Origin of the sequence: Brevibacillus nitrificans (assembly GCF_003710965.1) — a bacterium.
Taxonomy (GTDB): Bacteria; Bacillota; Bacilli; order Brevibacillales; family Brevibacillaceae; genus Brevibacillus; species Brevibacillus centrosporus.
In genome coordinates, this window is the sequence record NZ_RHHU01000011.1 from 145280 (window position 1) to 157758 (window position 12479).

Sequence of the window (12479 nt, forward strand, 5' to 3'; positions counted from 1 at the left end):
AATGACAAACGAGGGATTCCCATGATTCACATTCGCGATGCACATATAAATGATTTGCCTGCCATGCTCAAGATCTACAACCAAGCCGTGAAAACGCTCGTAGCCACCTTTGATCTGGAGGAACAGAGTCTCACACAGCGCGAGGCCTGGTTCCGCAAGCACGGGGAACGCTACCCGCTGATTGTGGCAGAAGAAGAAGGAGAGGTCGTCGGGTATTGCTGCCTCTCCGCTTTTCGCGAAAAGCCTGCTTATGCAGGTACGGCAGAGCTTTCGATCTACATTGCCGAAAATCAGCGCGGGAAGCACATCGGGTCCTCTTTGATGGCGGAAATCCAGCAGCGCACGCGAGAGCTTGGCTACCATGCGGTCATCAGCGGGATTACGGCGGGAAATGCAGCCAGCGTCAAGCTCCATGAAAAATTCGGCTTTCATCTGGTTGGGACGCTTCGAGAGGTGGGCTATAAATTCGGGGAATGGCATGACGTCCATTATTACGAGTGGATGGTGAGTGAACGGCAAATCTCGTGAAATGAAAAAATCCGTCCGCATCATCGCAGGACGGATTTTTGTTGTTTACTCGGCCGAAGCAGCATCAATTACCTTAGCTCCCGTGATGTCCAGCAGCTGCTGAAAGGAAACCGCCAACAGCGCTTCCGCAATTCCTGCCGCTGTGTACACGACATCAAAGCGCTGCAGAGAAGCATCTACAAAGACAGGAACCTCCTGAAGCAGGGCAAACGGGCAGACCGCCCCGACCTGAAAGCCAGTCACAGCCTCCACCTCGTCCGGGGAAGCCATCCTCCCTTTTGCCCCTTGAAAAACAGCCTTGATCTGCTTGGCGTGAATGCGCACGTCACCAGCTGCGACAATCATGGCGTACTGATCCTGAGCGCGAAACAAAATGGACTTGGCGATCTGACCGACCTCCACCCCAAGGGCATCCGCTGCCGATTCTGACGTTTTCATCGGCTCTGGAAAAATCAAAGGTACCAGTGCGGGATCATACTGTTGCACGAAATGCTCGACTCTTTGCAAAGGACTTGTCTTCATCTCTTCCTCCATGTGCAGCACCTGCTAACGGAATGCTGCCGCCCTACTCGGATACAAACACGGTGTCCCCTTCTGCCAGCTTTCCAGGGGTAATCACCGAAGCGTACACGCCAAAATGATTGTCGTGCCGCTTCACGCACGTCTTCAAAACGGCCGGGTTTATTTCCAGCGTGTCCGGATCGATATTGACGTACATGCATCGCTCGCAATGACGGTTGACCTGCAGCGTGACGTCATTGATTTTAATCTGTTTGCCGATCCAACCATCCTCGGTAAACGGCTCGTCTTCGTCCAATACGATCACGAGATTTCCTCGAAAGCGTCTGGGATCAATCTGTTGTTCACCGATCAGCCGAGCGATTTCGCGCAAGGAGGCGTCTGTCACGAGCAAGATATGATCCTCCCAGTTCCTCCCGCCCTCCTGAGGCGTGCTTCTGCCCGGCTGAACAGCCCTTTTCGCCGTTTCAGCCACATGGGAAAACAGGGATTCCCCCCATGCATGCGTGCTTCCGTCTTTCGCTGCGACCTGCACCTCGGGATACTGCTGATCCATCGCTTCTCCTACAAAGGCTGCCGTATAGCCGAGCATCGCTGGTACGACATCGGCACTCAAGTATTTGCCGTTGCGCGACTCGTCCAGAAAATAATAGCCCCGATCTCCATACAAGCCAAAAGCGTCCACTTGGCAGGATGTCAGCTGTTCTCCCCCCATCGCTTTGACCGGATGCCGAAAGATGCTTTGCAATTTCCCCACTTGCTTCACAAAACCCTCTCCTTTATACGCTCTCTATCCTTTGATAAACGAATTGCGTACGCGGCTCCAAAAGGTCAGACGCTTGTAGCGGGCAAACTTCACCTTCTCCTGTCCGACCCGACAAGCAATGGAGCGAACATCCTTCCAGATCGCCTGCTCGCGGTCCAAGCCAATCATGATCTCCGGGTTCATCACGATGAGCTCGACCTCGTGGTGCTTGGGTAAAACCAGAGAGCTGTTGATGGTTCGATACGCCTGATTGTTGATCGAGGCGATCTCCGACAGCTGAATCGCTTCAATGGAAGGGTGCACAATCGCTCCATCGACAGCCTTATTGTAAGCCGTGCTCCCCGAAGGCGAGGAAACGATCAAGCCGTCTCCGCGGAATGTCTCCAGCTCGTCCCCGTTGATGTACACACATGCGACCAGCGTAGAGAGGGAGGCATTGCGCAAAACGAGCTCGTTCAATGCCCATTTGTCAAAAACCTGCCCGTCTCTCATGGTGATCCGGCACTCGACTATCGGGTATTCCACGATCGCAGGCTCCGCTTGCTGCACCAGTCTTTCCACAAACTCATCAAGTTCATCAGGGCGCCAGTCTGCATAAAACCCCAGATGGCCTGTATGTATCCCTACATAAGCCGGTTCGATCCCGTATTGATGAACGGCTTCGAGCAGCGTTCCGTCTCCCCCAATGGATAGAACCATATCCGGGTGCTCGTCAGGACCGCTCACGAACTCACAGGGGCTTTTCGTTGCTCTCAGCTTATCCTTTAAGGCTTGTTCTACTTCTCGCGTATAATCGTCATTTCGCAGTACAGTCGCAATCTTCATGCTGATCTGCCCTCACTTTTATCCTTGCAAGCGCCAAAAACCGCTTCTCTTTTTCCTCACTATACCACAGGAAATTGCCAGTTGCATGGAAACTCCCTCTGGCCTACCAACGATCTTCCTCAAATGCCTGCTGTCGAAATTCTTCCAATCGCCGGAGGGTCGCAGGAGACAGATCATCCGGAAGCTGATCCCATTGGAAAAATTTCCTTTCTGCTACTTCCCCGTCGTCCCTCGCCCAAGCCGGATTCATTTGCCCGTCCTGAACATGAAAGAGCGCGATATGATCACGTTTCCCTTCCCGTTCGCTATAAAAGAGATGGCAAAGCTTGATTTCCCCCGCCAACAGACCGCATTCCTCCTGCAGCTCTCTGCGTGCGGCTTCTAAGAAGGACTCCCCTCTTTCCACGCCTCCGCCAGGCAAGTACCATCCTTTCACATACGTATGGCGAATCAACAGCACGCCCTTTCGTTCATCCGTCACGATCACGCGCACGCCCAAGGTGACCGGCTTGCGGATTTTCCAATACCATCTTTGCAGGGAATGGTACCATGCCATACTTTCCTCTCTCCCGTATACCGTCATTTCCTCTCTCTTGCCAGAGCCATACGCTGGTGTATCGATGGCTCATCTTACCCTAATGTATGTCTTCTCAAGCAAATGCGATATCCCTGCGCTCTATTATGTGTTCCTGTCAGGTCTCGCTAGGCTGTTCATCTCCTGGCAAGAGCCTTATCCACACTTCCTTTGTATATTAGAAAACTTGGCTCCGCCAAGCCTTTTGGCGGGGCCTTAGTTGCACTTATACTGGCTAAGAATCTTATAAATTCTTACTGTACGTGAAAAGGCGGGCCCACCATCAGGCCCACCCTCTATGCCAGTCGATTCTCCAGTTCACGCACGATAGCCTCTGCCTGATGGATCCAACGGGAAGACACTTTTGCATCCTTGTCCAGCGGCTCCTGAAATTGATTCATCGCCGAGGAAGCCAGCGGCTCGTAATACCCGATATCCTGTTCTACACCTGTCTGGTAAACATGCCGGAGAACAAAGGGAGTCCCCAGCTCCACCCACGCATCCGCACTGTCCAGCTCTCCCTGAAGCACTTTGATGGGCAATCGCAGATAGACCATATTTTGATCGTCCAATGCTTGGTCGAAGTACCCTTGCTCATAGTCCCAATTCGCCAGGCTAAAGTTTGGACCAAGCGCCTCGCGGAAGAAGCCGAACGTCCCTCTCGTTCCCGGCAAGCTGCTTTGAATCGATTTCATCGCTTATCCCTGCCTTTCCAGATTCTGATTGTAGTGTGCGACAAAGACAGGAGTTGTAATCATGAAAAAGAGCAGCAAGCCTGTTGTCCCAAATACCCGGACAATAGACTTGCTGCTCAGCTGGTTGTTAGAGCAAAGCGATAGTAAGCAGGGTGAACAGTGCCAATGGAATGATCTTGCGGCCGCTTCGGCAAGGACGGCGTCTTCTCCTCGGAGGAGGAACGATGACGGCCGCTTGCGGGGGTGGTGGCGGCGGTGGAGGTGGTGGCATCATTGGGTAGCAGGGCATCGGCTGCGGAAAAGGCGAGAAATAGGGATTGAGATAAGGATTTTGTCCGCCGAACGGGCTTACCTGGGTGGGATAGTTGTGATCAGCGTATGGACTTACTTGACTGAACGGCGGCGCGTTTTCCCCGTACGGATTGCTGCTGCTCCCGTATGGGCTGACCTGTCCATATGGATTAGCGCTGCTGCCAAACGGACCAAATTGCCCATACGGATTCATTTGACCGTAGGGATTCATTTGTCCATAAGGATTCATCTGTCCGTAGGGATTCATCTGTCCGTAGGGATTCATCTGCCCATAGGGATTGCTGCTGCTGCCAAACGGTCCGAACCCCTGAGACGGAGGATACCCGCCATGGAATGGACTTACATCACCGTACGGGTTGAAGCCGCCGCCGTATCCACCATAGGAGGTCCACTCTGGATAACCACCGCCAAAGTCGCCTCCCCATGGCTGCCTGCTGGCTACCTCTTCTACCTCCAGCTCATCTATCTCTGCTTCCGGATCCTCCACTTCGACATACACGTTTTGATCATCGAAATCCACGATCACGCCTTCGAATACTTGGCCGTCGATCGCTTCAATGCGCACCTTTTTCTCCAAATGCTCCTTGATTACGTTGTGCACATTATGGCGTATATCCTTAATCATGCTGACTGTCTGAAAGTCAACCTGATAAAGGTTTTTGTCATCCTCAGACTGCATGGAAACTCCTCCCCTTCTGGTGTTTCTTTATTACCATATACAAGAGCCCATGGGGAGGTGTACCGTTTTCCATACAAGACTAGCCCAATTTATCGAAAGGCAGCTCTAAAGTGGATCACGAAAGGAACCGACTGGGCAGGAAGGGCTCGAGCCCCTCTGACTGTCCGCTCTCCAGGTAATCGGCCATGCGTATCGCGGTGACTGGCGACAGCAGTATGCCGTTTCGAAAGTGTCCACCTGCAAGCGAGAGCCCCTCCCAGCCAGGCACAGGTCCGAGCAAAGGCTTGCCGTCTGCTGTCGCTGGACGAAGCCCTCCCCATGCCTCCAGAAACGCTGCCGCGTGCAGGGCAGGCACGTACGGCATGACGCCGTTCAGGACACTTGCCAGTCCAGCCAGCGTAACTTCCCGCTGAAAACCGCTTTCGTCCTCTGTGGCTCCGATGACGATCTTTCCGTCCTTCTTCGGTGTAATGTATCCCGATGTCCCGAAAATCACAGTACGCAAAGGAATGCCTACAGAGGACACGGCTGCGATCTGACCGCGTACCGGCCTCACCGGAATAGCCAAATCGAGCATTTCCAGCATGATCCCTGCCCACGCACCGGAAGCAACGATGGTATGATCTGCACGGATAGGTCCCGAGGTCGTCTCTACACCGATCACACGACCCGCTTTTACAGCGATCCCTTTGACCACACAACCAGACAAAAGCGCAACCCCCTGGATTTTGCAGGCAGTCACGAGGGATCGCAGCAACAGCCGATTGTTGATATGACCTTCTCCTGGCGAGTAAATGCCCGCCTGCACGCGATCTGTCAAAAGCGGCTCCACTACTAGAAGCTCTTTGGCGCCCATCCAGTGAACATCATACCCGGCTTCCTTTTGCCACAGATATTTGGCACGAAGCTGTTCACTCTCTGCATCGTCCATGGCAACGGTAACGAGGCCTTCCAGACTCAGCTGGACATCGCCAGCCGTATGCTCCTCCAGCTCCTGCGCCCACTGTGGATACAAGCGCAACGACTCCATCCCAAGCTCCACCATCGGGCCAGGCACAGAAAATTCTTTCAAGGGCGCCAGCATGCCCGCTGCTGCCGAGGATGCTTGCCCGCCCCATTCTCCCTGCTCTACCAGCGTGACGGCCATCCCCCGCCGAGACAGCTCATACGCCAGACTAAGCCCTATAATTCCTCCGCCGACTACCAGACAATCACTCATCTTTTTCTCTCCCTCTCTCCTGTCCATAGGCAAAAAGCCCACCGATTCCCTCACAGGAAAAGGTGGGCTCATACGCATACGACAAAAAGCCAAGCGCTGTTCGCTCGCAACCACTTCCCTGCGCCGGCATGATCCGGATCAGGTGCAATGGGTCGATGGTCGTCGCTGCCATCCTCTCAGCCCCGCATGAAGGACTCCCCAAGTTGCTTTCACGTTATGTCATTTTCTTTGACCAGTATAGACCTCTTTTTGCCGATCTGACAAGTAGGAAAACAGAATGATTAGTCCTCGTCCTTCACATCGTAGCTATCCGGGATCGGCTCGTGGAGAGCAGCTTCCTCCCACTCGCGCAATCTGCGCATTTCCTCCAAGTGGTGCTTGAACTGATCCTTGTTAATCAGATATTCATTGCCATCGTGGACGGCCCGAATCCGCCCTTCCTTGATCTTTTCCAAAATGAACGTCACCGGAAGCTCCAAATATTCAGCTGTTTCGGCAACGGTCAAGTACGTCTTGTTCTCTTTCAATCTAGCCTCCAGTTCCGCTTTCTGCCGTTCGTAGCCAGGCTTGCCCAGCAAGGCAAACATATTGGCTTTGTAAGCCTCCACCCCTGGCTGATCAAACGGATTGACGCCCAGCAAATAGCCGCTGATCCCGCACGCTTTTTCAAAAAAGTAGATCAGTCCGCCCAAATGATAGGCGTTTGCTTCTGGTATTTCCACCAAAAGATTCGGTACCCCGCCATCTACATGAGCCAGTACCGTTCCTTCGAAAGCCTTTTTATTGACAAACCCCATCTGCTTGCCCGAGAGGAAGTTCAATCCATCCACATCAGTGGGATCCTCCTGAACGGTCACATCGACAACGGGAGTTTTTACGGAAATGACGGTCTCAAACAACGTCCGCATGCCATCCTGTATGTACTGACCCATCGAGTGCAAATCGGTTGAAAACTCCGCCGAGGCAGGAAAGATCCCTTTCCCATCCTTGCCCTCTGATTCGCCAAAGAGCTGCTTCCACCATTCAGAGAAATAGCGGAATTGCGGCTCGTAGCTGACCAACAGCTCCACGGTCTTGCCCTTGCGATACAGGGCGTTGCGGATCGCGGCATACTGGTAGCACGGGTTTTCTTCCAAATCCTGCTTCAAGTACCGCGCACGGGCATCGGCTGCTCCCTGCATGAGTGCGTCCAGATTGGCTCCGCTCACCGCGATGGGAAGCAATCCGACTGCAGTCAGTACCGAATACCTGCCACCGATGTCATCAGGAATGACAAAGCTTTCGTAGCCTTGCTCATCCGCCAGTTTTTTGAGCGAACCACGCGCCCGATCGGTCGTGATGTAAATGCGCTTCTTCGACCCCTCCGGTCCGTACTTCTTGACCAGCCAGTCGCGAAGCAAGCGAAACGCGATCGCAGGCTCTGTAGTCGTGCCTGATTTGGAAATAACGTTGATCGACACGTCTTTGCCATCCAGGACGTCCAGCAAATGGGAGATGTAGACGGGACTAATATTGTTCCCGACAAAATAGATTTCCGGGGCGCGCCGCTTCGCCTTGGGCAGCAGATTGTAAAAGCTGTGTCCCAAAATGTCCAGTACCGCCTTTGCCCCCAAATAAGAACCACCGATTCCAATCACCAAAAGCACATCTGAATCAGACTGAATACGTGTTGCTGCTCTCTGAATCCGCTTGTATTCACCACGATCATACTGTTCGGGCAGATCCACCCACCCGAGAAAATCTCTGCCTGGTCCTGTCTTTTTGTGCAGCATCTCATGCGCTTGTCCAATCGCTGGAGCGAGCAGCTCCCATTCATGTGGCCTGACAAAAGCAAGAGCATTGGAGTAATCAAATCGGATCGCTTGGTTCATGGCTCCCCTCCCAGGAACGTTCTTCCTCCCTTATCTTATCACGCAAAATCCGCAGAAAGTACTTTCCGTCAAAACATAGCAAAATGTGACCAAAATATGAACGTTTCGTCACGTGTGTTACCTTTTTCTACAGATTCCGTACAAGTCTTCGGGTAACGAAATAACAGAAATGGAAAAAACCAAGGAGAAAATGATCATGAAAAAACGCTGGTGGATCATCGGTTCCGTGGCAGCCGTACTGGTTGTCGGAGTCGTCGGTTTCAACATGATGGGCTCCAAACAGGCAATGGGTCTGCCCGTAAACATCGGAGCTGCGACCAAATCAGCACTGGAAAGCCGGATTTTGACGTCGGGGGTCGTCACCGTAGAAGACAAGCAAAAGCTGTTTGTGAACGTCACAGGTACGTTGCGCGAATTTTCCGTCAAAGAAGGCGACAAGGTGAAAAAGGGCCAGGTCATCGGAAAAATCGATACGACCGATGTAGAGAGCCGCATCTTGGACCTGGAGGCCCAGCTCGAGCTGGCAAAAGCCAATCTGGCAAAGGTTCAGGCTGGCAGTGAACCGGAGGAAGTCGCACAAGAGCGTGAACGATTGTCGCAAGCACAGAGAGAGTACGATACTGCCAAGCGCGAATACGATCGCATCAGCCAGCTGCACACCTCAGGGGCTTCCACTTCCCAAGAGCTGGACAAAGCAAAATCCGCTGTGGATTCTGCCCTCTCGACCTTGAATGTCGCCAAGCAGCAGCTGGCGCTCAAACAAAAGGGGCCGCGCAAGGAAGAAATCGCCTCCCAAGAAGCACAAATCAACAAGCTGCTGGTAGAAAAAAGCCAGCTGGACAAAGAACGCGTCCAAAGCGTCGTCGTAGCACCTGCGGACGGGACGGTCATCGCCCGTGCAGTGGACAATGGCCAGTACGTCAGCAAAGGCACGGAAATCCTTACCCTCGCCAATCTGGATCATCTGTTGATCGAAGCCGATATCAACGAATCTGATGTGAACAAGCTCAAGCTTGGGCAGGCAGCCGTCATTGAGGGCACGACGCTGGGCAAGCAAAAGCTGAACGCAAAAGTCTCCCGCATCGCGCCGATCGCGACGACGACCCAAAGCAGCTCCGGTCAAGGCGAAAAGACGCGGGTCAAAGTGACACTTGCACCTACGTCCACGGAATTGTCTGCTTTAAAGCCTGGCTTCCATGTGGATATCAACATCACGGTCGAAAAAATCGAGAACGCCATGCAGGTTCCGATCGAGGCCGTTCAGCAGGATGCGGACGGAAGCACCTTTGTTTGGATCGCGGCAAACGGCATCGCGAAAAAGCAAAAAGTCGAAACCGGTATGGAAAACGAGCTTTTCTCGCATATCAAAAGCGGCCTGAACGGCGATGAGCAAATCATCCTAAGCCCTGTCGACGCCATGGCTGAAGGAACTCCAATCACACCGCTGACAGGATCTGAACAAATGGGCTTGTAACCACTTCAGGCAAGGAAAGGAGGTCAGCCGACTTTGTTACAGGTAGAAGGCTTGACGAAATCATATAAGACGGGAGATTCGACACTGCCCATCTTAAAAGGCGTATCCTTGCTGGTGGAAAAAGGAGAATTTGTCGCCATCATGGGGCCATCCGGTTCCGGGAAATCGACTTTTATGAACATGCTTGGCTGTTTGGATCGACCAGACAGCGGCACATACGTCCTCGATGGGGTAGAAATCAGCAGCCTGAAGGACAAAGAGCTCGCCCACGTACGAAATCAAAAAATCGGCTTTGTCTTTCAATCCTTTCATTTGCTGGCTCGCTCCACTTCCCTGCACAACGTGGAGCTGCCGATGATGTACGCCAACATCAGCAAAACGGAGCGCCGCACGCGGGCAACGGATGCACTCAAGCGAGTGGGACTGGCAGAGCGTATCCACCACAAGCCGACGCAGCTGTCCGGTGGGCAAAAGCAACGGGTCGCCATCGCCCGCGCACTCGTCAATCGCCCGGCTATATTATTGGCGGACGAACCGACTGGTAACCTCGACAGCCGGTCCGGAACGGAAATCATGGCGATGTTTCAGGAGCTGCATGAGCAGGGAGTTACCATCATTTTGGTCACGCACGAGCTGGACATCGCGCAGCATGCCCAGCGGATCGTCACGTTTAAAGACGGCATCATCATCCGAGATGAGCCCGTCACGGATCGGCTGTTTGCCTCTGCGTCCGAAGAGGTGATCGTGACGTGAACTTGCTGGAGAGCTTTTACACCGCCATTGAGGGAATCTGGGCAAACAAAATGCGTTCGGGTCTGACCATGCTCGGGATCATCATCGGGATTACCTCTGTCATCGCGGTCACGACACTAGGCGAGGGTGGTCAAAAAGCCATTAATCAAGAAATGGAGAAGTTCGGGCAATTCACGTTCAACGTCTATACGAACTGGGAGAGCAAAGAAGAGTTTTCCAGTGATGATCTAACGGTCGAGGATGCAGAGGTTCTCTCCAAGATCAGCCCGGCCATTGATTACATCGTTCCCTACAACTCCAGTACCATCGAAATGAAAGGCCCCAAAAAAGAAGAACGCGTAAACCTGACGGCTACTACACCTGACTACTTCGCCATGCAAAAGACGTTAAAGGTAGCCAAGGGACGCTTTTTCAACAAAACGGACGACCAGGAGCAGCGTGCCGTCATCGTGCTGGAGGAGGCCCTCGGCAGCAAGCTGTTCGGGCAAATCAATCCGATTGGTCAGCGTGTACGCTGGGGCAATAACTCCCTCGTCGTCATCGGGACGTACACAGAGGAAAAAATCAAGTTTGACATGGGCTCGCAGTCGTTTGGGGCGATTGTTCCGATTGAATATTATCTGAGTCTGCAAGAAGAGCCGTACGTGAATATGTTCATGGGGAAAGCAAAGGACAAGGCATCCATTCAGCCAGCCATGCAGCAGACCACTCGGTACCTGGAACGCAAGCATCAGAAAAAGGATCACTACATGGCCCGCAGCATGCAAGAGTCCATCGATCAGTTCAATCAACTGACGGGCACCCTCACTTTGATTTTTAGCATCATCGCTGGAATTTCACTGGTCGTCGGCGGCGTCGGTGTCATGAACATCATGCTCGTCTCTGTCACCGAGAGGACCCGGGAGATCGGAATTCGCAAGGCTCTGGGAGCGCGACGGCAAGACATTCTCATCCAGTTTTTGATCGAGTCGGTCATCGTCTGTCTGATCGGCGGCTTTATCGGGGTATTGTTTGGCTTGGGAATCGCCGCCCTGATCTCCCACTTTGCCAACCTGCCTCCCCTCCTGTCCTGGAACAGCGTCATGATCGCATTCGCCTTCTCCAGTGCGATCGGGATATTCTTCGGTCTGTATCCCGCGAACAAAGCAGCCAAGCTGGATCCGATCGAGGCTCTGCGCTACGAATAGCAGCGAATGAAAAAGAGGCATTTCCACAGGTGGTACAAAAACGGCCTGCGGACTGCCTCTTTTCGTTTATCTCGCCACTGCTGCGCGGATTTCTGCCAGCGTCGCATCGTCTAGCTCTGCCTCGGCAGCGGCCAGGATGCTCGTGATATGCTCTGGTCTGCGTACTCCTACAATCGCACTGGTCATAGCAGGATGCGCCAGTACATACCCGATCGCCAGCTGCGGCACCGTGATATCCAAACGAGCGGCGATGCTTTTTAGTTTCTCGACCCGATCCATGTTGCGTTTGAAAGACTCACCCGTATACGCCTTGTGCTTCGAGCGCCAGTCATCGTCTGCAAAGCGTGTATCGTGCGTATATTTGCCCGAAAGCAATCCGGAGGCCAGGGGGCTGTAAGCAACGACGCCGATGCCCTGCTCCAGGCAGTACGGCAAAAGCTCCCTCTCCGCCTGCGGCACGAGGATCGAGTACGGCGGCTGGAGCGAGTCCACATGACGGACCGACATCGATTGCTCGATCAGCGGTACCGTGTAATTGCAGAGCCCGATGTAGCGCACTTTTCCGTCCTTCACGAGCTGCTCCATCGCCCGCATCGTCTCGTCCGCAGGAGCATGCGCGTCCGTATCCGGATAGTGCATTTGATATAAATCGATGGTATCCGTGCCCAGTCGCCGGAGAGAGGCTTCGGCTTCCCGCATGATCGAATCAAAGGTACCGTTCTTGACGAGGCGCTGATTTTCGTCCCACAAATAGCCGCATTTGGTCGCAAGCACGACTTGATCCCGATCGCTCCCCAGCGCTTTTCCGATCAGCTCCTCAGCATGCCCCAACCCGTAGACCGGTGCGGTGTCAAAAAAGGTCACCCCGGCATCCAAGGCAGCGCGAACGCTCTCCATCGACTGATGATCATCCTGGTCTCCCCAGGACATCTCCCAATTACCTCCACCGATCGCCCATGAGCCAAAGCCGATCACAGAGATTTCCGGTCCGTTTTTACCCAGCTTCTGATATTTCATGTGTTTGCTCTCCCATCCTTTGCACACAGGCCTGTCCGTTCCTAGACGTTGAAAAACATG

Annotated in this window: 13 protein-coding genes, 1 pseudogene and 1 riboswitch; of the genes and pseudogenes, 4 read left to right on the top strand and 10 right to left on the bottom strand. The window is 53.4% G+C overall.

Going from position 1 to position 12479, the window contains the following annotated elements; genetic code table 11:
• The first annotated feature begins 21 nt into the window (after nucleotides 1–21).
• Nucleotides 22–528: a GNAT family N-acetyltransferase gene (locus tag EDM59_RS18690; RefSeq protein WP_122925007.1), complete on the top strand. Its 507-nt coding sequence runs from the start codon at nucleotides 22–24 to the stop codon at nucleotides 526–528.
• A 45-nt stretch (nucleotides 529–573) separates the two neighbouring features.
• On the opposite strand, the gene EDM59_RS18695 is transcribed toward EDM59_RS18690, so the two are convergent.
• The 9 genes and pseudogenes from EDM59_RS18695 to EDM59_RS18730 all read right to left on the bottom strand — a co-directional run.
• The gene (locus EDM59_RS18695) at nucleotides 574–1050 is read right to left on the bottom strand and encodes a YbaK/EbsC family protein (protein ID WP_122925212.1); all 477 of its coding nucleotides are present in this window, start codon (nucleotides 1048–1050) and stop codon (nucleotides 574–576) included.
• Between the two features lie 43 nt (nucleotides 1051–1093).
• Nucleotides 1094–1813: an MOSC domain-containing protein gene (locus tag EDM59_RS18700; protein ID WP_122925008.1), complete on the bottom strand. Its 720-nt coding sequence runs from the start codon at nucleotides 1811–1813 to the stop codon at nucleotides 1094–1096.
• Between the two features lie 24 nt (nucleotides 1814–1837).
• Nucleotides 1838–2638, bottom strand: a complete 801-nt coding sequence (locus EDM59_RS18705) for an NAD kinase (RefSeq protein WP_122925009.1) — start codon at nucleotides 2636–2638, stop codon at nucleotides 1838–1840.
• Between the two features lie 103 nt (nucleotides 2639–2741).
• Nucleotides 2742–3194, bottom strand: coding sequence for an NUDIX domain-containing protein (locus EDM59_RS18710; protein ID WP_122925010.1), 453 nt, complete (start codon nucleotides 3192–3194; stop codon nucleotides 2742–2744).
• A 314-nt stretch (nucleotides 3195–3508) separates the two neighbouring features.
• A complete protein-coding gene (locus tag EDM59_RS18715) occupies nucleotides 3509–3907 on the bottom strand; it encodes a YugN family protein (protein ID WP_122925011.1) in 399 nt (132 codons plus the stop codon).
• A 127-nt stretch (nucleotides 3908–4034) separates the two neighbouring features.
• Nucleotides 4035–4898 carry an LSm family protein gene (locus EDM59_RS18720; RefSeq protein WP_122925012.1) on the bottom strand — a complete coding sequence of 288 codons (864 nt, stop codon included), beginning with the start codon at nucleotides 4896–4898 and terminating at the stop codon, nucleotides 4035–4037.
• Between the two features lie 115 nt (nucleotides 4899–5013).
• Entirely contained in the window at nucleotides 5014–6117 is a 1104-nt protein-coding gene (gene thiO / locus EDM59_RS18725) for a glycine oxidase ThiO (protein WP_122925013.1), read from the bottom strand.
• A 98-nt stretch (nucleotides 6118–6215) separates the two neighbouring features.
• Nucleotides 6216–6328, bottom strand: a riboswitch (TPP riboswitch).
• A gap of 70 nt (nucleotides 6329–6398) precedes the next feature.
• A complete protein-coding gene (locus EDM59_RS31705; protein ID WP_342769223.1) occupies nucleotides 6399–6644 on the bottom strand; it encodes an excisionase family DNA-binding protein in 246 nt (81 codons plus the stop codon).
• Nucleotides 6639–7988 (bottom strand): annotated as a pseudogene (locus EDM59_RS18730) (glucose-6-phosphate isomerase); the annotation flags it as partial. The gene EDM59_RS31705 and the pseudogene EDM59_RS18730, both read right to left, overlap by 6 nt.
• A 196-nt stretch (nucleotides 7989–8184) precedes the next feature.
• On the opposite strand from EDM59_RS18730, the gene EDM59_RS18735 reads away from it, so the two are divergent.
• The 3 genes from EDM59_RS18735 to EDM59_RS18745 are packed head-to-tail and all read left to right on the top strand — an operon-like array spanning nucleotide 8185 to nucleotide 11402.
• The gene (locus tag EDM59_RS18735; protein ID WP_122925015.1) at nucleotides 8185–9462 is read left to right on the top strand and encodes an efflux RND transporter periplasmic adaptor subunit; all 1278 of its coding nucleotides are present in this window, start codon (nucleotides 8185–8187) and stop codon (nucleotides 9460–9462) included.
• Between the two features lie 33 nt (nucleotides 9463–9495).
• The gene (locus tag EDM59_RS18740) at nucleotides 9496–10215 is read left to right on the top strand and encodes an ABC transporter ATP-binding protein (RefSeq protein WP_122925016.1); all 720 of its coding nucleotides are present in this window, start codon (nucleotides 9496–9498) and stop codon (nucleotides 10213–10215) included.
• Nucleotides 10212–11402 (top strand): ABC transporter permease, encoded by a 1191-nt coding sequence (locus tag EDM59_RS18745; protein ID WP_122925017.1) that lies wholly within the window; start codon nucleotides 10212–10214, stop codon nucleotides 11400–11402. Before EDM59_RS18740 ends, EDM59_RS18745 begins: the two co-directional genes overlap by 4 nt.
• 66 nt (nucleotides 11403–11468) lie before the next feature.
• On the opposite strand, the gene EDM59_RS18750 is transcribed toward EDM59_RS18745, so the two are convergent.
• A complete protein-coding gene (locus tag EDM59_RS18750) occupies nucleotides 11469–12419 on the bottom strand; it encodes an aldo/keto reductase (RefSeq protein WP_183192952.1) in 951 nt (316 codons plus the stop codon).
• Nucleotides 12420–12479 lie beyond the last annotated feature (60 nt).